This window comes from Streptomyces sp. NPDC006365 (assembly GCF_042870755.1).
GTDB lineage: Bacteria > Actinomycetota > Actinomycetes > Streptomycetales > Streptomycetaceae > Streptomyces > Streptomyces xiangluensis.
Genome location: NZ_JBIAHS010000015.1, coordinates 197600 through 222623 on the forward strand (window position 1 = coordinate 197600; position 25024 = coordinate 222623).

At 69.1% G+C, this 25024-nt stretch carries 15 protein-coding genes and 2 pseudogenes; 13 read left to right on the plus strand and 4 right to left on the minus strand.

Annotated features, from left to right (window positions below):
- The first annotated feature begins 117 nt into the window (after nucleotides 1-117).
- Nucleotides 118-1060, plus strand: a pseudogene (locus tag ACFYO0_RS33175) (IS701 family transposase).
- Between the two features lie 117 nt (nucleotides 1061-1177).
- On the opposite strand, the pseudogene ACFYO0_RS33180 reads toward ACFYO0_RS33175, so the two are convergent.
- Nucleotides 1178-2370 (minus strand): annotated as a pseudogene (locus ACFYO0_RS33180) (adenosine deaminase).
- Nucleotides 2371-2425: 55 nt separating this feature from the next.
- Between ACFYO0_RS33180 and ACFYO0_RS33185 the strand changes: the two are divergent.
- From ACFYO0_RS33185 to ACFYO0_RS33210, 6 genes are all read left to right on the plus strand, one after another.
- Entirely contained in the window at nucleotides 2426-3376 is a 951-nt protein-coding gene (locus ACFYO0_RS33185) for a DUF4190 domain-containing protein (protein WP_388683515.1), read from the plus strand.
- 655 nt (nucleotides 3377-4031) lie between these two features.
- Nucleotides 4032-5225, plus strand: a complete 1194-nt coding sequence (locus ACFYO0_RS33190; RefSeq protein WP_388683517.1) for a spermidine/putrescine ABC transporter substrate-binding protein — start codon at nucleotides 4032-4034, stop codon at nucleotides 5223-5225.
- 5 nt (nucleotides 5226-5230) lie between these two features.
- Nucleotides 5231-6394: an ABC transporter ATP-binding protein gene (locus ACFYO0_RS33195; RefSeq protein WP_388683519.1), complete on the plus strand. Its 1164-nt coding sequence runs from the start codon at nucleotides 5231-5233 to the stop codon at nucleotides 6392-6394.
- Nucleotides 6391-7317, plus strand: coding sequence for an ABC transporter permease (locus ACFYO0_RS33200; protein WP_388683522.1), 927 nt, complete (start codon nucleotides 6391-6393; stop codon nucleotides 7315-7317). The genes ACFYO0_RS33195 and ACFYO0_RS33200 overlap by 4 nt, the downstream gene beginning before the upstream one ends.
- Nucleotides 7318-8118, plus strand: a complete 801-nt coding sequence (locus ACFYO0_RS33205) for an ABC transporter permease (protein ID WP_388683524.1) — start codon at nucleotides 7318-7320, stop codon at nucleotides 8116-8118.
- Nucleotides 8115-9527 (plus strand): NAD(P)/FAD-dependent oxidoreductase, encoded by a 1413-nt coding sequence (locus tag ACFYO0_RS33210; protein ID WP_388683527.1) that lies wholly within the window; start codon nucleotides 8115-8117, stop codon nucleotides 9525-9527. The genes ACFYO0_RS33205 and ACFYO0_RS33210 overlap by 4 nt, the downstream gene beginning before the upstream one ends.
- An 11-nt stretch (nucleotides 9528-9538) precedes the next feature.
- On the opposite strand, the gene ACFYO0_RS33215 is transcribed toward ACFYO0_RS33210, so the two are convergent.
- Both ACFYO0_RS33215 and gabT read right to left on the minus strand, forming a co-directional pair.
- The gene (locus ACFYO0_RS33215; protein ID WP_388683529.1) at nucleotides 9539-10156 is read right to left on the minus strand and encodes a phosphatase PAP2 family protein; all 618 of its coding nucleotides are present in this window, start codon (nucleotides 10154-10156) and stop codon (nucleotides 9539-9541) included.
- A 353-nt stretch (nucleotides 10157-10509) separates the two neighbouring features.
- Nucleotides 10510-11844 (minus strand): 4-aminobutyrate--2-oxoglutarate transaminase, encoded by a 1335-nt coding sequence (gene gabT / locus ACFYO0_RS33220; protein WP_388683532.1) that lies wholly within the window; start codon nucleotides 11842-11844, stop codon nucleotides 10510-10512.
- A gap of 287 nt (nucleotides 11845-12131) precedes the next feature.
- On the opposite strand from gabT, the gene ACFYO0_RS33225 reads away from it, so the two are divergent.
- The 3 genes from ACFYO0_RS33225 to ACFYO0_RS33235 all read left to right on the plus strand — a co-directional run bounded on the left by ACFYO0_RS33225 (nucleotide 12132) and on the right by ACFYO0_RS33235 (nucleotide 17958).
- Nucleotides 12132-14243 (plus strand): ATP-binding protein, encoded by a 2112-nt coding sequence (locus ACFYO0_RS33225; protein WP_388683535.1) that lies wholly within the window; start codon nucleotides 12132-12134, stop codon nucleotides 14241-14243.
- Nucleotides 14244-14411: 168 nt separating this feature from the next.
- A complete protein-coding gene (locus ACFYO0_RS33230) occupies nucleotides 14412-16097 on the plus strand; it encodes a PucR family transcriptional regulator (RefSeq protein WP_388683537.1) in 1686 nt (561 codons plus the stop codon).
- A 397-nt stretch (nucleotides 16098-16494) separates the two neighbouring features.
- On the plus strand, nucleotides 16495-17958 hold the full coding sequence (locus ACFYO0_RS33235) for an aldehyde dehydrogenase family protein (RefSeq protein WP_388683539.1): 1464 nt from the start codon (nucleotides 16495-16497) through the stop codon (nucleotides 17956-17958).
- Between the two features lie 112 nt (nucleotides 17959-18070).
- Here the strand turns inward: ACFYO0_RS33235 and ACFYO0_RS33240 are convergent, their stop codons facing one another.
- On the minus strand, nucleotides 18071-20917 hold the full coding sequence (locus tag ACFYO0_RS33240) for a glycoside hydrolase family 3 C-terminal domain-containing protein (RefSeq protein ID WP_388683542.1): 2847 nt from the start codon (nucleotides 20915-20917) through the stop codon (nucleotides 18071-18073).
- A 376-nt stretch (nucleotides 20918-21293) separates the two neighbouring features.
- On the opposite strand from ACFYO0_RS33240, the gene ACFYO0_RS33245 reads away from it, so the two are divergent.
- Genes ACFYO0_RS33245 through ACFYO0_RS33255 form a run of 3 tightly spaced genes read left to right on the plus strand, consistent with a single transcriptional unit; the run spans nucleotide 21294 to nucleotide 25011 of the window.
- Nucleotides 21294-22982: an extracellular solute-binding protein gene (locus tag ACFYO0_RS33245; protein ID WP_388683544.1), complete on the plus strand. Its 1689-nt coding sequence runs from the start codon at nucleotides 21294-21296 to the stop codon at nucleotides 22980-22982.
- Nucleotides 22983-23008: 26 nt separating this feature from the next.
- Nucleotides 23009-24061, plus strand: coding sequence for an ABC transporter permease (locus ACFYO0_RS33250; RefSeq protein WP_388683545.1), 1053 nt, complete (start codon nucleotides 23009-23011; stop codon nucleotides 24059-24061).
- Complete coding sequence (locus ACFYO0_RS33255) at nucleotides 24058-25011, plus strand: carbohydrate ABC transporter permease (RefSeq protein WP_388683546.1); 954 nt, start codon at nucleotides 24058-24060, stop codon at nucleotides 25009-25011. Before ACFYO0_RS33250 ends, ACFYO0_RS33255 begins: the two co-directional genes overlap by 4 nt.
- The last annotated feature ends 13 nt before the right edge of the window (nucleotides 25012-25024 follow it).

Here is a 25024-nt window from a genome sequence, read left to right on the forward strand (position 1 = left end):
CCTGTCCGGCGGATCAGGTCGGAGGAAAGTAACGGTGTCTGATCAGCGGGCGTGAGCGGGGCCTGGCACGCACATCTGCGGCGTTGTCGTCAATCGCCGACGCTGCATCTTCCTCGTATGAGGCTGGGGGAGGTGGAACGGCTCCGGGGTGAGTTATCGGAGTTTGTTGCCGATGTTTTCGGGTCGGTGCCGCGGCGGGATCAGCGGCGGTGGGGCGCTTGTTATCTGCGAGGTCTGATGCCGGACGGCCGTCGGAAGTCGATCCAGCCGATGGCCGAGAGGCTGCCGGATGGGAACATGCAGGCCCTGCAGCAGTTCGTGAACCAGTCGCCGTGGGATCCGCTGCCGGTGTGGCGGCGGATCGCCGAGGGGTTGTGCAAGGCGATCAGCCCTGAGGTGTGGGTGATCGACGACGTGTCGTTTCCCAAGTGCGGCACCGCGTCGGTGAGGGTGGCCCGGCAGTACTGCGGGGCGTTGGGCAAGCGGGCGAACTGCCAGGTCGCGGTCAGTGTGCATGCGGCCACTGACATCGCGTCCTGCCCGCTGGAGTGGGAGTTGTTTCTGCCCGAGGAGCGGGTGCAGGACCAGCAGCGGCGTCGTCGGGCCCAGGTGCCCGACGAATGACACCCGCTTGGAGTCCGTCACCTGGCGGCAGGGCAGCAAGGGCACGATGACCTCGCGGTTCACCGTGCTCGAGGTGCGGCCCTCGGGCAAGGAAGCCACCCGAACCGCGCAGGAAGCGGCCGGCGGACGCAGCCGCTGGAACGGGGTACTGCCGTTGCGGACCCTGCTGCTCGAGCAGCCCGAAGACGCGGCCGAGCCCACCGGCTACTGGATGACCAACCTGCCCGCCACCACCCCGATCGCCGACCTGGTGCGGTCGGCGAAGATGCGCTGGCGCATCGAACACGACTACCGCGAGCTCAAACACGGCCTGGGCCTGGACCACTTCGAGGGTCGCACCTGGCGCGGCCGGAACCACCACGTCACCCTCGTCACCGCCGCCCAGGCCTTCCTCACCCTGCGGCGGCTCGACCCAAAAGCCCCGTCGCCGGCCTGACCCTCTACCAAGTCCTGGACACCTTCCAGGATCTGCTGAGGTGCTGGACCGGCACCTGCACCGCCTGCGGCCGCCCCCTCACCACACGCAGAAGAAGAGCCAGAACCTGACGAAGCACTACTGGTTCGCGAGCCATGCCGCGGTGTAGGTGTCGATCTCCCCGGCCAGCCCCGCCTTGCCGACCGGGTCGAGGAACGACGCCGCGACGGCGCTCTTGGCGAGCGCGGCGAGCCCCTGTTCATCGAGGTCCAGGAGACGGGCGGCCACCGCGTACTCGTTGTTGAGGTCCGTGCCGAACATCGGCGGATCGTCGGAGTTGATCGTCACGAGCACCCCGGCCCGTACGAACTCCTTGATCGGGTGCTCGTCGAGCGCCCGGACCGCGCGCGTGGCGATGTTGGACGTCGGGCAGACCTCCAGGGCGATGCGGTGCTCGGCGAGGTGCGCGAGGAGCTTCGGGTCCTCGGCGGAACTCGTGCCGTGTCCGATGCGCTCGGCGCGCAGCTCGGTCAGTGCGTCCCAGACGGTCCCCGGCCCGGTCGTCTCACCCGCATGTGGCACGGAACGCAACCCGGCCGCGATCGCGCGGTCGAAATACGGCTTGAACTGCGGCCGGGCCACACCGACTTCCGGCCCACCGAGCCCGAACGAGACAAGGCCTTCCGGCCGGAGCTTGTCCGTGGTGGCGAGCCGCGTGGTTTCCTCGGCGGCCTCGAGGCCCGCCTCTCCCGGAATGTCGAAGCACCAGCGCAGTACGGTCCCGAAGTCGGCCTCGGCTGCCTTGCGGGCGTCCTCGATCGCGTCCATGAACGCGCCCTCGTCGATGCCGCGACGGGTCGAGGAGAACGGCGTGACGGTCAGCTCGGCGTACCGGATCTGCTGCCGCCCCATGTCGCGGGCGATCTCGTACGTGAGCAGGTGCACGTCCTCCGGGGTGCGGATGAGGTCCACGACGGACAGGTACACGTCGATGAAGTGGGCGAAGTCCGTGAACGTGAAGTAGTCGACGAGCGCCTCGGGGTCGGTCGGCACCTTGGAGTCGGGGTGACGGGCGGCCAGTTCGGAGACGATACGGGGGGAGGCGGAGCCGACGTGGTGCACGTGGAGTTCTGCCTTGGGCAGCCCGGCGATGAAGTTGTGCAGGTCGCGCGGAACGGGCCCGGCGGGCACGGCGGGCGGGACGCTCGGGTCGCGGTGGTCGGTCACGGGTTCCTCCCCGGGAACGGCGCCCTGCCAGTGTCCGGCGGGCGCGGGTGATCGGCTGATCGGTGATGCGGGATGGTGCGGGGATCATCGTAGGCCGGGGCCATGGGCCCGTGGTCCGGCCGTAGCATGACGGAACGTACGACAGAGGGGACTCCGCGCATGTCCGACGCCGCGCAGCCGCCGGGTACGCCGGGGAACGGCGACCCGAACCCATGGGCTCCGCTCGAACAGCGGACTCAGGCGGCCGGAGCCGCGAGCCCTGGTCCGCGGGACGCGGCTCCCCAGCCGGGGGTTCCTCTGGACAAGGCGGGCGCTGAGCCGAATCCGTGGGGTGCGCCTGACGAGGCCGCGTCGCTACCGGGCGCGGGTTCACGTCCGGGAGCGGGGGCGTCCGTGCCGCCCGACGGTGCCGAGGGCTCCGGGCAGCGGGGCGGGTCCGGCTCGCCTTCTGTGCATGACCAGCCGACAGTCACCTCGATACCGGGCACGGGTACGCCGCCTTCGCCGGGCGCCCAGCCCTGGGCCAATCCTGTGGCTCCGCCGGGTGCGTCTGCCTACGGCAATTCGTACGCGGGCCCGGGCGCTGCGCCCCCGAATCCGTCGAACCCGTCCGGCAACCCCTTCGCTGCCCCGGGCGGCCCCGGCGAACCCGTTCCTCCGCCTCCCATCTCCCCGGAGGGGCCGGGCCAGGCGCCCTATGGATATGGCTACGGCTACCAGGGCCAGCCCTACTACCCGGCCACCCCCGGCGGCGGCCCCGGTTACGGCTGGCCCGGGATGCCGATGGCGCCGAGCAACGGGATGGGCACGGCGGGGCTGGTGCTGGGGATTGTCTCGGCGGTCGGTTTCTGCCTCTGGCCGCTGGCCATCATCCTGGGCATTCTCGCGGTGATCTTCGGTGCGATCGGGCGCGGTAAGGCGAGGCGTGGTGAGGCCACCAACGCCGGACAGGCGCTGGCCGGGATCATCTGCGGTGTCGCGGGCATGGCGCTGGGCGTGACCATGCTCGTGCTGTTCATCATCGCTCCCGGGCTGCTGTCCGACAGCGAGTCCGACTACTCGAACCCGGGCGACGACGGATTCAACACGTCCTTCGTCGTCTCACGCTAGGGCTCCCGCCTGGGGGAGGGTTTCTTTTCCCCAGCCCCGCCCCTTCCCGAAACTGGGGGCTGCGCCCCCAGGCCCCCGCCAGGGGGTGGGGGGTGACAGGCCGGTTCTCGACTGCGGGCCCGTCGTGGCTGGTCGTGCCCACGCGGCGGAGCCGCAAATTGATACAGCCCCGCGCTGAAAGGCAAAAGACTGCGACTCCCCGCCCCCCCCCGAACGGACCGGCACCCTGAAAGCCCGTACCCCCAACTACCCGCACTCTCCCACCGGCGGGAGGGGACGTGGGCCGGTGCGTCGTACGCCCGTCGCGTAGGTTCTGTCTCAGGCCACCCGCGCCCGGTATCAGCAAAGGGCCGTATGCCCACCCAGCGACGGGCTGACGCACCGGCCCACGGCCCCGACCCCCAACGAACCCAGGGGCGCGAGGAACTGCGCGACCAGCCACCCACAAACCCGCACCCGAAAACGAACCCACCCGCCCAACCGCCGGAGGCAACCCGCTCCCACGAACCTGATCAACAGATTCCGTCGCTTAATCAAATGGCAACAACGGAATCACTTGTTGGACAGGTCCTCCTCTGTCAGGATCAGCCTTCAAATCGAGCTGGAGCCACGCCACCCCACCCCGGAGGGGATCGCGACGGCGGAGGAGATCGACATGGACCACCAACGAAACGGCCGGACCTCCCTCAGCCGCCGCTCGCTACTACGCGTCACCACCGGCGGCACCCTCGCCCTCGGCGGTGCCGCGACGCTGAGCGCCTGCGGCATCCCGGCGGCGAAGAACACCGCAGGTGTCGACTCCGACGACCACTCGGCCAAGGAGAAGCGGATCAGCTTCTCCAACTGGACCGAGTACATGGATGTCGACGACAGCGAGAAGCGTCACCCCACCCTCGACGCGTTCGCCGAGCGCACCGGCATCAAGGTCAAGTACACCGAGGACATCAACGACAACGTCGAGTTCTTCGGCAAGATCAAGCCACAGCTGGCGGCAGGCCAGGACACCGGCCGCGACCTCATCTGCGTCACCGACTGGCTGGCCGCCCGGCTCATCCGCTTCGGGTGGGTCCAGAAACTGGACCCGTCCAACCTGCCGCACGCCTACGCCAATCTCTCCCAGCAGTTCCGCAACCCCGACTGGGACCCGGGACGCGCGTACTCCTATCCCTGGACCGGCATCTCCACGGTCATCGCGTACAACAAGAAGGCACTTGACGGCGTCGAGGTGAAGTCCGTCTCCGACATGCTCGACAACCCCAGGCTCAAGGGACGCGTCGGTTTCCTGTCGGAGATGCGCGACAGCATCGGCATGACGTTGCTGGACCTGGGCAAGGACCCGGCGAAGTTCACCGACGACGACTACGACGCGGCGATCGCCCGCCTCCAGAAGGCCGTCGACAAGGGCCAGATCCGCCGCTTCACCGGCAACGACTACACGGCCGACCTCACCAAGGGCGACTTCGCGGCCTGTATCGCCTGGGCCGGTGATGTCGTCCAGCTCAAGGCGGACAGCCCGGACGTGGACTTCGTCATCCCGGACAGCGGCTACATGACATCGACCGACAACCTGCTGGTCCCCAACAAGGCCCGCCACAAGACCAATGCCGAACGGCTCATCGACTACTACTACGAGCCCGGCCCGGCCGCCCAGCTCGCCGCGTACATCAACTACGTGTGTCCGGTGGACGGTGTGAAAGCCGAACTCGCGAAGATCGACGAGGACGCGGCGAGCAACCCACTGATCATTCCCGACGCGGCCATGGCCGCCAAGTCGCGCTCCTTCCGCTCACTGAGCACAAAGGAAGAGACGGCCTACGAAGAGAAGTTCGCAAAGCTCACAGGGGCGTGACCACCATGACGAACGACACCAGCGGCGATGTCCGCCTCTCCGGAATCAGCAAGACGTACGGCTCCTTCACCGCCGTGCACCCGCTCGACCTGACCGTCCCCCAGGGATCGTTCTTCGCCCTCCTCGGGGCGTCGGGCTGCGGCAAGACCACCACCCTGCGGATGATCGCCGGCCTGGAGGAACCCACGTCGGGCACCGTCGCACTCGGCGACCAGGACGTGACGAACCTGCCGCCGTACAAGCGGCCGGTGAACACCGTCTTCCAGTCGTACGCCCTCTTCCCGCACCTCGACATCTTCGAGAACGTCGCCTTCGGTCTGCGCCGGCGCGGCGTCAAGTCGGTGAAGAAGCAGGTCGAGGAGATGCTGGAGCTCGTCCAACTCGGCGAGCAGGCCCGGAAGAAGCCGCACCAGCTCTCCGGCGGCCAGCAGCAGCGCGTCGCCGTCGCCCGCGCGCTGATCAACCACCCCAAGGTGCTGCTCCTCGACGAACCCCTCGGCGCCCTCGACCTCAAGCTGCGTCGCCAGATGCAGCTCGAACTCAAACGCATCCAGACCGAGGTGGGCATCACCTTCATCCACGTCACGCACGACCAGGAGGAGGCCATGACGATGGCCGACACGGTCGCCGTGATGGACGCGGGCCGGGTCGAGCAGCTCGGCTCGCCCGCCGACCTCTACGAGAACCCCAAGACGACCTTCGTCGCCAACTTCCTCGGCACCTCCAACCTCATCGAGGCCGAGGTCGACACCAAGAGCGGCGACGAGGTCGTGCTCAGGGCGGGCGACGGCAAGCTGTCCCTGCCGGCGGCGCGCTGTTCGGCGCCCACCACGACAGGCGGCAAGGTCCTCGTCGGCATCCGCCCCGAGAAGATCTCCCTCACGCACGCCGACGACGCGGGCTCGATCCCCGATGGCCGCAACCGCATCACCGGGACAATCGCCGACGCCAGTTTCATCGGCGTCTCCACGCAGTACGTCATCGACAGCCCCGTCTGCCCCGAGTTCGAGGTCTACGCCCAGAACATCGACCGCGACGCCCGGCTCGTCCCCGGCGCCGACGTCGTCCTGCACTGGAGCCCGTCGCACACCTTCGGCCTGGACGCGACGCAATCCATCGACGCGGGTGTCGCGGGCGTGGAGACCGTCTCGGGAGAGGCCTCGGCATGACGACCCTCACCGAGGCGCCACCGCCTCTCGCCCCAGCCCCTCAGAAGAAGCCCCCGCGCAGAAGAGGCCGCCTCACCCCGTACTGGCTGCTCCTGCCCGGCATCCTCTGGCTGCTGCTCTTCTTCGCACTGCCGATGGTCTACCAGGCCTCCACGTCCGTGCAGACGGGCTCCCTGGAGGAGGGCTACAAGGTCACCTGGCACTTCGCGACCTACTGGGACGCGGTGTCCGAGTACTGGCCGCAGTTCCTGCGCTCGGTGCTCTACGCCGGCACCGCCACCGTCCTGTGTCTGCTGCTCGGCTACCCGCTCGCGTATCTGATCGCGTTCCGCGCGGGCCGCTGGCGGAATCTGATCCTGATCCTGGTCATCGCGCCGTTCTTCACCAGCTTCCTGATCCGTACGCTCGCCTGGAAGACGATCCTCGCGGACGGCGGCCCGGTCGTCGGCGCCCTGAACTCGCTGCACCTGCTCGATGTGACGAGCTGGCTCGGCATCACGGCCGGTGACCGCGTACTGGCCACGCCGCTCGCGGTGGTCTGCGGACTCACGTACAACTTCCTGCCGTTCATGATCCTGCCGCTCTACACCTCGCTCGAGCGCATCGACGGACGCCTCCACGAGGCGGCGAACGACCTGTACGCCAAGCCGTTCACGACCTTCCGCAAGGTGACCTTCCCACTGTCCATGCCGGGTGTCGTCTCCGGCACGCTCCTCACGTTCATCCCCGCCAGCGGTGATTACGTCAATGCCGATCTGCTCGGCTCCACGGACACCCGCATGGTCGGAAACGTGATCCAGGGCCAGTTCCTGCGGGTTCTCGACTATCCGACGGCCGCGGCTCTTTCGTTCATTCTCATGGCCGCGATCCTCGTCATCGTCACTCTCTACATTCGCAAGTCGGGGACGGAGGATCTGGTCTAAATGTCCCTCGTACGCTGGCTCAAGCGCCATCTCGTCGTCATTGCGGGCCTGTTGACGCTCGGATACCTGCTCCTGCCGAACGCCGTCGTCACGGTCTTCTCCTTCAACAACCCGAAGGGCCGCTTCAATTACGAGTGGCAGCAGTTCTCCACGGAGGCGTGGACGGATCCGTGCGGGGTGGTTGATCTGTGCGGTTCGCTCGCGCTCAGCCTGCAGATCGCGGCCTGGGCGACGCTCGGCGCCACAGTGCTCGGCACGCTGATCGCTTTCGCGCTGGTCCGCTACCGCTTCCGTGCGCGGGGCGCCGTGAACTCGCTGATCTTCCTTCCCATGGCGATGCCCGAGGTAGTGATGGCTGCCTCCCTGCTGACCCTTTTCCTCAACATGGGGGCTCAGCTGGGTTTCTGGACAGTCCTGATCGCCCACATCATGTTCTGCCTCAGCTTCGTCGTGACAGCCGTCAAGGCGCGCGTCATGTCGATGGACCCGAAGCTGGAGGAAGCCGCGCGCGACCTGTACGCCGGGCCGTTCCAGACCTTCGTCCGGGTCACCCTGCCCATCGCGGCCCCGGGAATCGTCGCGGGCGCGCTGCTCGCCTTCGCGCTCTCCTTCGACGATTTCATCATCACCAATTTCAACGCGGGCGCGACGGTCACCTTCCCCATGTTCGTGTGGGGCTCGGCGCAACGCGGCACACCGGTCCAGATCAATGTCATCGGTACGGGCATGTTCATCGTCGCCGTTCTGATCGTGCTGGCCGGAATGGTCATCAGCGGTCGCCGGAACAGGCAAAAGGCATGACCCCTCATGAACGCTGGACAAAATCCCTCTCTGAGGCCCAGCCCGTCTCCTACTGGCTGGACGACCCCCGAAAGCCCCACCCTGAGCCCGCCCTCACCACCGCCGAGACCTGCGATCTGCTCGTCGTCGGCGGCGGCTACAGCGGACTGTGGACCGCGCTGCTCGCCAAGGAACGCGACCCGCAGCGGGACGTCGTGCTCGTCGAAGCCCGCGAGACGGGCTGGGCCGCCTCCGGACGCAACGGCGGCTTCTGCGCCGCCTCACTCACGCACGGCCTGGCCAACGGCCTCAGCCGCTGGCCGGATGAGATCGACACCCTCCAGGAACTGGGGGCGCGCAACCTCGACGCGATCGAGGCCACCGTCGCCCGCTACTCCCTCGACTGCGACTTCGAGCGCAGCGGCGAGATCGATGTCGCCACCGAGCCATACCAGGCCGCCGAACTCCGTGACTGGTACGGGGAGTTGGAAGGCCACGGACTCGCGGACGGCATCGAGTACCTGGACGTCGACGCCGTACGGAAACAAGTCGACTCACCGACATTCCTCGCCGGCCTCCACGACCGCCACGGCGTAGCGCTCCTGAACCCCGCCAGACTCGCCTGGGGCCTCAAACGCGCCTGCGTCGAGCTGGGCGTCCGCGTGTACGAGCACACGCCCGCGCTCGGCCTGAAGGCACACGGCGCAGGTATGGCCGTACGCACTCCGTACGGCGGCGTCCGCGCCCGCCACGTCGCCCTCGGCACGAACATCTTCCCGAACCTGGTCCGACGCGTCCGCTCGTACACCGTCCCGGTCTACGACTACGCCCTGATGACCGAGCCGCTCACCGACGCACAACTCGCCTCCCTCGGCTGGAAGAACCGCCAGGGCCTCGGAGACAGCGCCAACCAGTTCCACTACTTCCGGCTGTCGGCCGACAACCGTGTCCTGTGGGGCGGCTACGACGCGGTCTATCCGTACGGCGGCCGGGTCCGCGCCGAATACGACGACCGCCCGGAGACGTACTCCAGGCTGGCCAGGCACTTCTTCGCCTGTTTCCCTCAGTTGGAGGGCGTCCGCTTCACTCACGCGTGGGGCGGCGCGATCGACACCTGCTCCCGCTTCTCGGCCTTCTTCGGTACGGCACATCAGGGGCGGGTCGCGTACGCGGCGGGCTACACGGGACTCGGCGTCGGGGCGACCCGCTTCGGCGCGGACGTGATGCTCGACCTGCTGGCCAGGGAGCGCACGGAACGTACGTCCCTGGCCATGGTCCGCAAGAAGCCGCTCCCCTTCCCGCCGGAGCCCTTCGCCTGGACCGGCATCGCCCTCACCAAGTGGTCGCTGGCACGGGCGGACGCGCGCGGCGGCCGGCGCAATCTGTGGCTGAAGACGCTGGACAGACTGGGCCTCGGCTTCGACAGCTGAGGCATGGGCTTCTAGCGGCGCCGAAAGCTGCGGGAGTTCAGGAACCTCCTGAGCGCGATCAGGAGCATCGCGCTCAGAACCAGACTCGCCACCACGTCCAGCGGCCAGTGGTAGCCGCGCCGGACCAGGCCCCAGCCGACGGCGACGACCAACACCAGGCATCCGATGGTGAGTTCACGGCGTATGTACGAGCCGCGCAGCCAGGGCAGCAGAAGCAGGACGGCCGCTCCGTAGGCGACGGCGGCCGTCGCCGTGTGGCCCGAGGGGTAGTAGCCGTCGCCCGCCACGCCGGCCGGACCTGTGCGCCCCACGGCCTCTTTCAGCGGGACGACCAGCGCGGGTACGGCGGCCATGGTGACCAGGGCCGCGAGCGCCGGCAGCCACCAGCGGGGCGTACCGGCGCGACGCGCGCGCCAGGCGACGTACGCAAGGGACACGACCAGGACGGGGACGGCGACCGTGAAATTGCCGAGATCCGCGAGGAGTTCGGCGAAGCCGTCCGGCGACGGACCGTCCGCGATCGCCCGCCCGAGGCGCTCGTCGGCGCGGCGCAGCGGGCCGTCGCCGGCGACCTGCCAGGTGAGGAACGCGAAGACCAGGGCAAGAGCCGTCAGAGCCGCTGGGGACAAGGTCGGCCGCCCCGGAACAGGGGGGGTAGTTCCGAGACGGCCGTAAAGACCGGGTCGTCGCACGCCCCGGGGGGTTTGGGGCGAGCGACTGTCCGATCGGTGAGGAGACCCTCCGGAGCCGGAGGCTCCAGTAGTGTGCGCGAGGGCACGACCAGGGCGAAGCTGGGGAGGCCCCGACCCTGTATCGCCCACAGTCCCCTGTGGGCGGGGTGTATCTCTCATCTGGGTAAAACCTACGACAGGGGATCGGCGTCCGACAGGCCGATTCGCCTCCCGCCATGCACCTCGCACACGTTCTTCACATTGCCTGCTCCGTGCCACCCCGCAGCGGAACCGGATGAGAGAACTCCTGTTCAGATGCCGGCGAATGCCTGCTCCAGGATGTCGAGGCCCTCGTTCAGCAGATCCTCGCCGATGACCATGGGTGGCAGGAAGCGCAACACGTTGCCATATGTGCCACAGGTCAGGACCAGCAGACCTTCCTGGTGGCAGGCCTTGGCAAGCGCGGCGGTGGCCTCCGGGTTCGGCTCCTTGGTCCCTGGGTCCTTGACGAGCTCGATGGCCAGCATGGCGCCGCGTCCGCGGACGTCGCCGATGATGTCGTACTTCTCCTGCATGGCACCCAGACGCGCCTTCATGACCGTCTCGATGTGCCGTGCCCTGGCGCTCAGGTCGAGCTCCTTCATCGTCTCGATCGACCCGAGGGCGCCCGCGCAGGCGACGGGGTTGCCGCCATAGGTGCCGCCCAGGCCGCCCACGTGCGCGGCGTCCATGATCTCGGCGCGGCCCGTGACGGCGGCCAGCGGCAGACCGCCCGCGATGCCCTTCGCCGTGGTGATCAGGTCCGGGACGATGCCCTCGTCCTCACATGCGAACCACTGACCGGTGCGGCAGAACCCTGACTGGATCTCGTCCGCGACGAAGACGATTCCGTTGTCCCGGGCGAACTCGCTGAGCGCCGGCAGGAAGCCCTTCGCCGGCTCGATGAAGCCGCCCTCGCCGAGGAGCGGCTCGATGACGATCGCGGCCACGTTCTGAGCGCCCACCTGCTTGCTGATCTGGTCGATGGCCTGAGCGGCGGCCTCGGGGCCGCAGTTCTCGGGGCCGGTCGGCCAGCGGTAGCCGTACGCCATCGGCATGCGGTGGATCTCCGGAGCGAAGGGGCCGAAGCCATGCTTGTACGGCATGTTCTTCGAAGTCAGCGCCATCGTCAGATTCGTACGGCCGTGGTAGCCGTGGTCGAAGACGACGACGGCCTGGCGCTTGGTGTAGGCGCGGGCGATCTTGACGGCGTTCTCGACGGCCTCGGCGCCCGAGTTGAAGAGGGCCGACTTCTTCGCGTGGTCGCCGGGGGTCAGCTCGGCCAGTGCCTCGGCGACGGCCACGTAGCCCTCGTACGGCGTGACCATGAAACAGGTGTGGGTGAAGTCGGCGAGCTGCGCGGATGCCCGGCGTACGACGGCTTCGGCGCTCGCACCGACGCCGGTCACGGCGATTCCGGAGCCGAAGTCGATCAGCCGGTTCCCGTCGACGTCCTCGATGATCCCGCCGTCGGCGCGCGCGGCGAACACGGGCAGCACGGACCCCACACCCGCCGCGACCGCGGCCGTACGGCGGGCCTGCAACTCCTGCGACTTCGGGCCGGGGATGGCGGTGATGACGCGGCGCTCCTGCGGAAGTGCGCTCATGGGGGGCTCCCTGGGGTCTTGCGGCGGGGTCTGGCGAAGGCTGTGCGGCGGGGTCTTTTCGGACAGTCCGCTTCTTTCTCCTTCTTTCCTCGCAGGCTAGGGCCGGGGGTGGGGAGTGGGCATGCTCCATGTGGGCGCTGTTGGCCTGTGGGGTTGTCCGTGGTGGACATGGCGGTGGCCGAGGAGTCAAGCCCTGGCCCGGCCCGGTAAGCGGTGAACTCCCCCTGCGGGGGCATTAGATTGGCTCGCTGATGGTGGATCGAACGGCTGGTCAGGGGACAAGGGCGATGGACAGCGACGGCACGCAGGACGCACGGGGCACACACGCCGAACGTGTGCCGCGCCCGGCGGGGCCGCCTCAGGTACCGCCACGGCCCGCGCAGGCGCCGGGCGCGCCGCCGATGCCGGACGGCTCCGCCTTTCTGGCCTGGCTGCGGGCGCCCCGGCCCGAGGCGGCGCCGGGGGTGTGGCGGTTCGGGCACCGGCCGCGGCCGGACGAGGAGCCGGAGGCCGTCTCGAACCGGCAGTTGCTCAGCGGCGCGCTGATCGCCTTTCTCGTGGGTTGGCTGATCTGGTCGCTGCTGTGGAACGGCTACCTGGGCGGCTGGTGGCTGGTGCCTCTCTACGCGATGATTCCCGACTCCTGGGCAGGGCCTGGCTCGTACAGTCGCGTGGTTCTCAGCTATACCTGGTACACCGTCGTGGCCATGATGATCATGGTCAGCGTCGGGCGCCTCGGCCGCTGGGGCGAGGTATGGCGCCGGTTCGTGACCTCGCGCCTGCGACGGCAGCGGGAGCGACCCGTCGCGCCGCCACCGCAGCGGGACCCCGCCGAGTGGCCCGGGCTCCGCGACGCCGGAGCCACCGACGCCGCCGAACGGCTCGCCGCCGAGGCCCGCTCCGGGCTGATGCGCGACGTCGACCACGCGCGCATCACCCGCGCCTGGCAGGGCGTACGCAGCGGGCGGCACAGTCTCGCCACCTTCACCGGCGCCGTGCTCAAGGACGGCGCCGCCGCCTGTCTGCATCCTTCCGGCGAGCGTGATCTTCCTGGGCGACTCGCCCAGCACGACCTCGTCACCGGACAGGTCCGGCTCGGTACGACCGCCGACGACGCGCGCAATCCGTACGCCTACCGCGGCACCGGACTCGGCCTCGGTCCGGAACTCCTCGGCACCTCCCTGCTCGCCGTCGGCCCCGCCGGATCCGGCAAGACCGACGGTGTCGTCCGACCGCTCGCCGAGTCGCTGTGCCTGCACGCGCTCGCCGGGCGGGCCGCCGTCGTCGTGGTCGGGGCCGCGGGTGCGGGGCTCGGGCCCGTGGATGCGTACGACGTCGTCGTACGGGTCGGAAACCCCGAGTCCGTCTACGACCTCGACCTGTACGGCGGCACCGCCGACCCCGACGAGGCGGCGGCCGTCCTCGCCGAGGCGCTGGTCGGCGACCTCACCGATCCGCACCCCGGCGGAGACAGCCGCCGGTCCACCACCGTGCTCGCCCAGCTGCTCGGGCCGTATCGCGCGGTCCACGGGCGCTTCCCCTCCGTGCCCGAACTGCGGCAGCTTCTCGATGGCGCGCCCGGTCCGCTCGGTGCGCTGCGCAAGGCGCTCACAGAGGCAGGACAGGAATCCCTGCTGCGCGAACTCGACGCACGAGAGCGGCAGTTGGGGCATCCGGGCGATGTCGGCGGAGCGCTGGCCGATCGAGTGGCGCTGCTGGACCGGCCCGCCTTCGCCGGGTTCTTCGATACGTCCGGTCAGTCCCGGCCGTTCTCCCTGCGAGCCCTGGACCACCCGGTGCGGGTACGCATCGACCTGCCCGAACGCGGGCACGCCGACGCCTCGCGGATCCTGGCCCGGCTGGTGCTCGCGCAGTTCACGGCGAGTGTGGCGGTGCGCGAGGACCGGTCGTTGTTCGCGTGTCTGGTGCTGGACGACGCGACGGGGGTCATCACGCCCGAGGCGGTACGAGGAGTGCAGCGGCTGCGGTCCGCCAACGCCGGGGTGGTCATGACCCTGCGTACGCTCGACGATGCGCCGCGGCCGCTCAGGTCGCCGTTGCTCGGGGCGATCGGCTGCCGGGTGGCGTTGTCCGGGCTCACGCCCTGGGACGGGCAGGACTTCGCCGAGGTGTGGGGCAAGGAGTGGACCGAGGCGACGGACGTCACCGACCGGCAGATCATCGCCGAGACCCCGCTCGGCAAGACCGCCCACGCGCTGCGCCGAGTGATCACGGGACGTGCGCCCACCGCCCGGGCAGTCACCGTCCGCCAGGTCGAACGTGAGCGGTGGTCCGCGTCCGAGCTCGCACATGCCGTTCCGCCTGGGCATGCGGTGCTGTCGCTCACGAGTGTGCGCGGGGAGCATGCGCCGCCCTTGCTGGTGGATCTTCGCGGCTGAGTCCGACAGGTGGCAGGACATCTGGACATAAGGTGACGCGGTCACCGTACAGTGAGGCAGAATCGACACAGGTCGTTCATACGTGGCGGCCAAAAGATCACACCCTCCGCTACTCACTGCACTTCCGCCGCTCCGGTGAAGGCCTGGCCAGGAAGACCTGAAGGTCCCATGCCCCCGACGCTCGCCTCGCTCGTCCAGCACTCGGCGCTCAAACTCACCGTGCGCGCGGGCGAGGAACGCCTGGACCGGCCCGTCCGCTGGGCCCACGCCAGCGAACTCGCCGACCCCGTCCCGTACATGGAGGGCGGAGAGCTGCTCCTGATCACCGCGCTCCAGCTGGACGCGGAGGACCCCGAAGCCATGCGGCGCTATGTGAAGCGGCTCGCGGGGGCGGGAGTCGCGGGGCTCGGGTTCGCTGTCGGGCTCCATTACGATGAGGTTCCGAAGGCGCTGGTCGACGCCGCGGAGAGCGAGGGTCTGCCCCTCCTCGAAGTCCCCAGGCGTACTCCCTTCCTCGCCATCAGCAAAGCCGTCTCCGCCGCGATCGCCGCCGATCAGTACCGCGCTGTGACCGCCGGCTTCGCCGCCCAACGCGAGCTGACCAAGCGGGCATTGAGCGAAGGACCCGAGGGCCTGCTGGCGGCGCTCGCCTCACAGATCGACGGCTGGGCCGCCCTGTACGACGCGACCGGTGCCGTCGTCGCGACGGCACCCGACTGGGCGGAGCGGCGGGCGGCTCTGCTCACCTCCGACGTGGAAAGGCTTTGGGAGCGGTCCGTGCCCGCCAGTTCCGTCGTCGGAGGGTCCTCCGACGACGGCGAGGACGAGGACCGCGTCGAGCTGCACTCGTTGGGGACGGGGCGGCGGCCTCTGGGGGCGCTGGCCGTGGGTACCGCCGCGGCACTGGGTACGGCCGAGCGGTACGCCGTGCATTCCGCGATCGCTCTGCTGACGCTCACGACGGAGCGGTCGCGGTCGTTGTATGCCGCGGAGCAGCGGATCGGGGCGGCCGTACTGCGCATGCTGCTGGCAGGGCAGCCGGACCATGCCCGGGCCGCCGCCGGAGATCTGTACGGGGAACTGCTCGATGCTCCGTATCGCGTGATCCTGGCGGAATCCGGGGCTGTGCCGGGTGCGCGGGGCCGAGGCGTGGGCGGGGGCCTGCTCTCGACGTCGGCTTCACCTTCGCCCTCGGCTCCGGGAGCTGATGCGATGGCAGCCGAAGCCGGGGGCGACCCGGTGGAGGGGTTCGCGGAGGTTGTCGAGGCCGCGGCTGCTCGGTCGGGGGAGGCCGTGCTGGTCGTGCCCGATGGGGAGCGGCTGGTGGTGCTGGCCGCGGACGGGGGTGCGGTGGTCGCGTCCTGCGCCCAGTACGCGGAGGCACTGCTGGCCGATCGGGGTGCGGTGGAGCAGGGCGTGGACGAGGACGAGCTGGTGGTCGGACTGTCGGCTCCTGCCGGACCCATTGCCGCCGCGGCTGCCTATAAGCAGGCCGAACAGGCCCTGTCCGTTGCCCGGCGGCGGGGGCGGGTGCTGGTCGAGCACGAGGAGTTGGCCGCCGGGTCTGTGGTGCCGTTGCTCGCGGATGACGCCGTGCGGGCGTTCGCGGACGGCTTGTTGCGTGCGCTGCACGAGCATGATGCGACGGGGCGGGGGGACTTGGTGGCTTCCTTGCGGGCCTGGTTGTCGCGGCATGGGCAGTGGGATGCGGCGGCGGCGGATCTTGGGGTGCATCGGCATACGTTGCGGTACCGGATGCGGCGGGTGGAGGAGATCCTGGGGCGTTCACTGGACGATCCGGATACGCGGATGGAGCTTTGGCTGGCCCTGAAGACGTCGGCGTCCGGCGGATAGTCGGGGTGCGGGTGGGCGGGGTGCGGGTGGGAGGCTTTCTTCCCCAGGCCCGCCCCTTCCCGTAACCGGGGGCTGCCGCCCCCAGGCCCCCGCCAGGGGGTGACACGTAGTGTCGCGGCTGCGGGTTCGTCGTGGCTTGTCGCGCGGTCGCCCGCGCCCCTCAAAGCAAAGCCTGCGCCTCCCGGCGCGGCCCCGACCCACGCACGGACACCAGGGGCGCGGGGCTGTGACATATGCGGCTCCGCCGCGGGGCGCGACCGGCCACCCACCAACCCGCACTCGCCAAACTGGAGCACCAAGCACGGCGAGTGGTACAGGCTGGACAAGCCACCACCCTGGCCGGCAGGCCTACCGTGGGCCACGTACAACACCACGCCAATCCGAAGGGCCGGACCCCATGAAAGACACGCACGCCTTCTGGCTCGCCGGCCGCCAGGCCACAGGTGACACCACGTTCGAGGTCACGTCCCCCTGGGACGGCCACGTCGTCGGCACCGTGAGCGTGCCGAGCGACGCACAGGTCGAGGAAGCCGTCGCCGCCGCGCACGGCGCCCGCGACGAGTGCGCCGCCACCCCGGCCCACACCCGCGCCGCCACCCTCGACCACGTCTCCCGCCGTCTCCGAGAGCGAACCGAGGAGATCGCCCGTCTCATCTCCGCCGAGAACGGAAAGCCGCTCAAGTGGGCCCGCGGAGAAGTCGGCCGAGCCGTCTCCGTGTTCCGGTGGGCGGCCGAGGAGGCGCGCCGCTTCAACGGCGGAGAGGCCCAGCGCCTCGACAGCGATCCCGGCGGACAGGGACGGCTCGCCATCACACGCCGCTTCCCCAAGGGCGCCGTCCTCGGCATCGCACCCTTCAACTTCCCCCTCAACCTCTGCGCCCACAAGATCGCCCCGGCCATTGCCGCCGGCGTTCCGATCATCCTGAAGCCCGCCCCCGCGACCCCGCTCTCAGGCCTGATGATCGGCGAACTGCTCGCCGAAGCCGAAAGCGAAGCCGGCAGCGAACTCCCCGCCGGAGCGTGGAGCATCCTCCCCGTCGCCAACGACCGCATGCCCGCCCTCGTACAGGACGAGCGCCTGCCCGTCATCTCGTTCACCGGCTCCGAGAAGGTCGGCTACTCGATCATGGACTCGGTGCCGCGCAAGCACTGCACCCTGGAACTGGGCGGAAACGGCGCGGCCGTGGTCCTGGCCGACTACGCACGCGACGAGGACCTGGACTGGGCGGCAACCCGTATCGCCACCTTCTCCAACTACCAGGGCGGCCAGTCCTGCATCTCCGTCCAGCGGGTGATCGCCGACGCCTCTGTCTACGACCGGTTGGTGCCGCGTATCGTCGCCGCCGTCGAGGCCCAGGTGACCGGAGACCCCGCCGACGACGCGACCGACGTCGGCCCGCTGGTCAGCGAGGATGCTGCCAAGCGCGTGGAGGCGTGGGTCGACGAAGCGGTCGAGGCGGGAGCCAGGCTGCTGACCGGAGGCAAACGCGACGGGGCCTCTTACGCGCCGACCGTTCTCGCCGAGGTGCCGGCCGACGTCACCCTGTACTGCGAGGAGGTCTTCGGGCCCGTCCTCACCCTCCAGAAGGTGGAGGGGGAGGCCGCCGCCTTCGCCGCCGTCAACGACTCCAAGTACGGCCTCCAGGCAGGGGTGTTCACGCATGACCTGCAGACCGCCTTCCGCGCTCACCGGGTGCTGGAGGTCGGCGGCGTGGTCATCGGCGACGTCCCCTCGTATCGCGCCGACCAGATGCCGTACGGCGGAGTGAAGCAGTCCGGAGTCGGGCGTGAGGGCGTGAAGTTCGCGATGGACGACTACACGTACGAGCGGGTCATGGTGCTGACCGGGCTCAACCTCTAGCTTGTGACAATCGTTTTCATGTAGGCTCGGGTCGTATCCCGGGATGAAGAGGGCCCGGCACCGCTGCCTTCCGGTGCCGGGCCCCTTCTGTGTGTCGGCCTGGTCCGGACCCTCAACCGGAGAAGCCGACGCGCGCGAGCCGCACCCGGCCGCGCAGTCTGATGTGCAGGTCGTGGATCCCGATGACATGCGCCGTCGGGCCGGTCACGGTGGTGTAGTCGTACGGGCCTGTCGTCGCCGGGATGTCGATCCGCGCGAGCACCGCGCCATCCGCGAGTGCGAGCTCGACCGTACCCTCGCCCGCCACCTCGACGGAGGCCGCGCTCGTACCGCCGGCGAAGTCGCAGACCCGGAAGACCAGTTCGGCCTCACCATCGCCCGCCGGCGTCACCGCGTCGCCCGACACCTTCGTACGGTCGAGGATCTCGGCGTCCCGCTGCTCGTCGAAGTCGGCGGCGTTCAGGCCGAGTTCGAGGGCCGGACGGGGAGGAGTGGGAGTGCCGTCGAGGTCGATCGTGCAGCACAGGCGGATGTCCTCGCTGGATGCGCCCACGAGTACCTCGTACGGTCCCGGCTCCAGCCGCCACCTGCCGTGTGCAACGTCCCAGAACTCGAAGATGTGCAGCGGAAGTTCGAAGGAGAGCTCGGCGGAGGCGCCGGGGGCCAGGTGGACTCGGCGGTGTGCCGCCAGTTCCCGGCGCGGGCGCGGGACCGAGGGGTGCACCGCGCGCGTGTAAAGCTGGACGACCTCGTCGGCGGCCACCCCGCTCGCGTTGGTGACCGTGACTGATGCCTTCAACTCGCCATTGCCGGGCTCGACTTGAAGGCCGTCGTAGGTGAAGGACGCGTACGACAGGCCGTGACCGAACGGGAAGAGCGGGGTGCCCTCGAAGTAGAGGTACGTCTGGCGGCTGCCGATCACGTCGTAGTCGAGGAGGCCGGGGAGGTCCGTGTCGGAGGCGTACCAGGTCTGTGGGAGGCGGCCGGCCGGGGAGACGTCGCCCGCCAGGACGCGGGCCAGGGCGGTGCCGGCCGCCTGACCGCCGTGGGCCGTCCACAGCAGGGCCGGGATGTCCCCGGGATTCACCGCGTACGGGTAGGCGGAGACGAGCGCCAGGGCCGTGTTCGGGTTTGCGGCACGGGCTGCCCGCAGCAGGCGCTCCTGGTGCTGGGGGAGGCGGAGGGTCGTGCGGTCCTGCGTCTCGCGGCCGTTGATGTGCGGGTCGTTGCCCGCGACCACGACCACCACGTCCGCGGTCGCGGCGGCCCTGGTCACCGCGTCCTCGCCGCGCTCCGTGACGATCAGCTCGAAGATCTCGGCGTCCCGCGGGTCCTTGGCGGCAACCTTTGCGCCATCGGCGGTGACAGAGACGTACCGACCCGTTCCTACGTGCTTCAGGAGGTGCCCGTTCACGTGGGAATCACTGGGTTCCAGGCGGAATGTCTCCTGGACGACCCAGCCGCCGGGCTGGTCCGCCGACGCGCGTACGTAGCCGTCGTCGGCGACGGAGAGGTAGCGGCCGTCGGGTGCGCGGAGGGTGAGGATGCCCTCGCCCCAGTCGATCAGCGCGAGGTCCGTACCGGTGACGTCGGTGGTCAGCGGGGACAGGTCGGTTCGGCCCGAGAGGAGGGCCGGGTCCAGCGCGCCCTCGGCGCCGCGGGCTTCGTCGGTCACGTCGTCGGCCGGGGGCACGCTCAGATACGTACCGGCCGAGGTCTTCAGTTGGACCCGGTCCACGCCCTCGGCGAAGTCGACGTGCTCGGCGCCGAAGCGCTCGTACAGGCCCTCCAGGGGCGTGGAGCGGTGGATGAGCGTGCCGCTGTACCAGTCGAGCTTGCACTCGTCCGCGAGGAGGCCGACCACGGCGATGCGGGTGCCTTCGGCGAGGGGCAGCAGGTCGTCGTTCTTGAGGAGGACGATCGCCTGTTCCGCGGCCTCCTGGGCGAGTGCGCGGTGGGCGGGAGTGTCGAAGTGCTTGGTGTCCGCGTACGGGTCCAGATGCGCGTCGAACTCGCCGAGCCGGAAGCGGACCGCGAGCTGGCGGCGGACCGCCGCATCGATGTCCGCCTCCGTCAGCAGGCCCTGGTCCAGGGCACCCTGGACGCGTTCGATGATCTTCGAGCTGTCCGTGCCGTGGTCCGTGAAACTGTCCACGCCGGCGCGCAGGGAGGCGGCCGTCGCCTCCTCGTGGGTGTCGAAGTAGTGCTCGGAGTCGACCAGGTTGGAGGGTGCGCCGGCGTCCGAGCAGACCAGGAGTTCCTGGTCCGTCCAGGTGCGCAGGTGCTCGCGCAGATACGGCGACACGTGGTTGGGGCGGCCGTTGACCAGGTTGTACGCGGGCATCACGCCGGCCACCGCGCCCGCCTCGACACTGGCGCGGAAGGCGCGCAGGTCGTACTCGTGCAGGACGCGGGGGCGGACGGACGACGACGTGATGTCCCGCTTCGTCTCGTTGTTGTGTGCGAGCCAGTGCTTGAGGACGGGGGCGGTGCGCCAGTACGCCGGGTGGTCGCCGCGCAGGCCGCGGGTGTACGCCGTCGCGATCGCCGAGGTCAGTTCCGGGTCCTCGGAGTAGCCCTCCTCGTTGCGGCCCCAGAGGGGGTGGCGCAGGAGGTTGACCGTGGGCGCCCAGACGTTGAGGCCGACGCGGTCGTCGCGGGCGCGCATCGCGCGGGTTTCGGTGGAGACGGCCTCGCCGACGCGGCGTACGAGCTCCTCGTTCCAGGTCGCGCCGAGGCCCACCGCCTGCGGGAACACGGTCGCCGGGCCCATCCAGGCCACGCCGTGCAGCGCCTCCTGGCCGGTGCGGAACGCGGCGACGCCGAGCCGCTCCACCGCGGGCGCGAACTGGTGCAGCAGCGCGATGCGTTCGGCGACGGTGAGTCGCGACAGGAGGTCGTCGACGCGCTTCGCGAACGGCAGCTGCGAGTCGCGGAAAGGCGGCGTTTGTGCGGTCACGCTGGGACCCCTTTGTGGAGGAGCGATGAAGAGCTTTCGAAGCGCTTCGATGCTCATTCGACAGAGGGGTGGGTGTCAAGACACTCAGCGGCAACAAGTGCGACCCTTCGCCGACATCGCAAGAGCGAGAAAAGACGGTTTCAGTCCCGTACGCCTACGAGGAAAGTCGGAAGCGACTCTTGTGCACCCTCGGGCGTTCACTTAATCTCGCAGCAACATCGAAGCGCTTCGACTGGATCGAAGGGGCCCATCCGGTGTCCACCTGGTGCGCACAGGCTCCGAGGTCCGCTTCAGCTCAGCCAGCTTTCACTCAAGACACCGCAGCCGACGGCCATACCGCCGGGTGTCCTGGTGTGCGCCATGAAGGGTTGACGCAATGACGCCGAACTCCGCCTCCGCCTCCTCCGGACCCAGTCGGAGAAGCTTCCTCGCCTCCACGGCGGTCGCCACCGCAGCCGTGGCAGGTGGAATGCCGCTGCTCTCCGCCTGCGGCGGCTCGCAGGAGGCCCGCAAGGACGGCACCACGTCCGGGAAGGACGCCGCGAAGATCCTTCCGGCGTACGTGGCGTCGACTGTGGTGGCGCCCGACATCCCGGCGAAGAACGGCTCGGCGGCCGGTTTCACCAAGGCGATCCCCGCGGCCGAGCTGAAGACGTCGGTGGCCAAGAAGATGGGCAGCGGCGGCAAGCTCACGATCTTGTCGCCGTTCTACGGCACCCCGCCGAAGACGGACAACCCCTACTACAAGGCCATGAACGAGGCCATCGGCGTCGAGGTCACCTGGCAGAACCAGGACGGCGTCACCTACGACCAGAAGCTCGGCGCGGTCCTCGCCGGCAGCAACATCCCCGACGTGGTCACCGTGCCGGGCTGGAACCTGATGGGCCGGATTCCCAGCGCCATCAACGCCAAGTTCGCGGACCTCGGCCCGTACCTGTCCGGCGACAAGGTCAAGGACTACCCGAACCTCGCGGCCGTTCCCACCGAGGCCTGGCAGCGCGGCATCTTCGGCGGTCAGCTGCGGGCGATCCCGTTCCCCGCCCCGAACGTCACCGACATCGCGCCCCTGTACCGCGTGGATCTGTTCAAGGAGAAGGGCTACAGCATCCCCGCCAGCCCCGACGAGTTCCTGTCCTGGGCCAAGGAAGCGACCGACGCCAGGTCGAAGCTGTGGGCCTGCGACGACATGAAGTGGTCGGCGTTCCACATCTTCGGATGCCTGTCGGGCAGCGACAAAGCGCTGTGGTGGAACATGGACGGCGGCAAGCTGATCAACCGCATCGAGACCGAGGAGTACCTCGAGGCCCTGGAGTGGACGCGCAAGCTCTACGCGGCCAAGGTGGTCCACCCGGACGCGGTCCAGGGCAAGGAAGGCGGCACGGCGGGCAACCGCTTCACCGCTGGGCAGGTGCTGGTCTACAACAACAACATCTCCGACTGGTGGGGCAAGACCGCCGAACAGGCCACCCAGAACTCGGACTTCGAGATGGGCGCGTTCGACTTCTTCGGCCCGGACGGCGGCGACCCGACGCTGTGGGCGGGCCAGCCCGCCAACATCTTCACCTTCATCAGCAAGAAGGCGACCGAGGCGCAGATCAAGGACTTCCTGGCCCTCTGCAACTTCTGCGCGGCGCCCTACGGCACCAAGGAGTTCATGCTCACCGCCTACGGCGTCGAGGGCATCGACTACGAGATGAAGGACGGCCTGCCGGTCAAGACGACCCAAGGCGTCAACGAGGTCAACGGCGCCTACGACTACACCGGCAACCCCGCCCCGTACGTCGCCTACCCCGACTTCCCCGAGGTCACCAAGGGCATCGTCGAGTGGCAGCAGCGCATGGGCGCCTTCACCAAGAAGTCCTCCTTCTTCGGCCTGACCGTCACCGAGCCCAACCGCTGGGCCAACCTCGCCGACGACTTCGAGCAGCTCGAGGACGACGTGGTGCGCGGCCGCAAGAAGATCAGCGATGTCCAGCAGGCGGTCGCCGACTGGAAGAGCAAGGGCGGCGACGACCTGCGCGACTGGTACAAGAAGCTGCTCGACGACAACGGGTCGGCGAGCTGATTCGGGGCTGAGGCAAGGAGGAAGCCGTGTCGCACAGCACGGTGCCCCGGTCCAGAGCCGAGGCAAAGACGCCCGCGGAGGATCCGGCGACGTCCGACGGCGCCGCCGGACGCCTGTCCCGGTCGCGGTCACGGAAGGACAAGCGTGCCGGGAATCTGAGCCTCCGGCTCAGATTCAAGCGCGACCGCACGCTGGTCCTGATGACGCTGCCGGCGGTGCTGCTGGTCCTGGTCTTCAACTACGTACCGATCCTCGGCAACGTGGTCGCCTTCCAGGACTACGACCCGTACCTCAGCGAGAACGGCTTCGTCGCCATCTTCCAGAGCCCCTGGATCGGCTTCGAGCAGTTCGAGCGGATCTTCGCGGACTCGGCCTTCTGGCACGCGGTGCAGAACACGTTCGTGCTGTTCTTCCTGCAACTGGTGCTGTTCTTCCCGATCCCGATCCTTCTCGCGCTCCTCATCAACAGCGTGGTCAGGCCCCGGGTACGGGCTCTCGCCCAGGCGATCATGTACCTGCCGCACTTCTTCTCCTGGGTCCTCGTCGTCACCGTCTTCATGCAGATCTTCGGCGGCGCGGGCATCATCGCGCAGACCCTCCGTCAGCACGGCTACGAGGGCTTCGACCTGATGACCAACCCGGAGACCTTCAAATACCTGGTCACGCTCGAGATGGTCTGGAAGGACGCGGGCTGGGGCATCATCGTCTTCCTCGCGGCGCTGTCGTCCGTCTCCAACGACCTGTACGAGGCCGCCGCCATGGACGGCGCCGGACGCTGGCGGCGCATGTGGCACATCACGCTGCCCGCCCTGCGCCCGGTGATCGCCCTGCTTCTCGTGCTGCGCGTCGGCGACGCTCTCACTGTCGGCTTCGAGCAACTGCTGCTCCAACGGCAGGCGGTGGGCGTCGCCGCCTCCGATGTGCTCGACACCTACGTGTGGTGGAACGGCATTCGCAACCAGGACTTCAGTTATGCCGCCGCCGCAGGTCTCATCAAGGGCTTTGTCGGCCTGGCACTGGTGCTGACCGCCAACAAGGTCGCCCATCTCATGGGTGAGCAGGGGGTGTACAAGAAGTGAGCGCTGTCCTCGACAAGCCGGCCGACGAGAAGCCGGCGGCGAAGAAGCCCAGCCCCTGGGCGGCCCCTCCCCGCCCGGTCTGGGAGGAGGAGCCGGCCAAGGCCGGCCTTGCGGGCAAGGGTCTCGTCCTGAGCCTCGCCTGCCTGGCGATCCTCTTCCCGCTGTGGATCGTCATCGTCACCAGCCTCCAGTCGAAGAAGACCATCGACGAGGCCGGCGGCCTGGTGGTGATCCCCAAGGGCATCACCTTCGTCGCCTACCAGGAACTCCTCAGCGGCGGCCAGGTCCAGCGCGCCACACTGGTCAGCATCGGAGTGACCCTGGTCGGCACGCTGTTCAGCATGGCCGTGTCGGTGCTATGCGCGTACGGCCTCTCGCGCAGCGGCTCGCTCGGTCACCGCTGGATCCTGATGACGCTGCTGGCGACCATGTTCTTCGGCGCGGGCCTGATCCCGACGTACCTGCTGGTGCAGGGGCTCGGACTGACCGACACCTACCTGGCGCTGATCCTCCCCAGCGCGGTGAGCGTCTTCAACATCCTTGTCCTGCGAGCGTTCTTCATGGGCATCTCCCAGGAACTGATCGACAGTGCCCGGATCGACGGGGCCGGCGACTGGCGCATCCTGTGGAAGATCGTGATGCCGCTGTCGCGCGCGGTCCTCGCGGTGATCGCTCTCTTCTACGCGGTGGGCTACTGGAGCGCCTGGTTCAACGCGTCGATCTATCTGACCGACCAGGACATGATGCCGTTGCAGAACGTCATGATTCAGTTGGTCCAGAAACAGGAACGGCCGGTTGGGCTCTCCGCACAGGTCAACACGGGTGAGCTGTCCGCTCTCGCTCTTCAGATGGCCGTTATGGTGCTGGCCCTCATCCCGGTGGCTGTGCTCTCGCCGTTCGTCCAGCGGCACTTCAAGAAGGGCATGCTGACCGGCGCGGTCAAGGGCTGACTCCGGTCAGCCC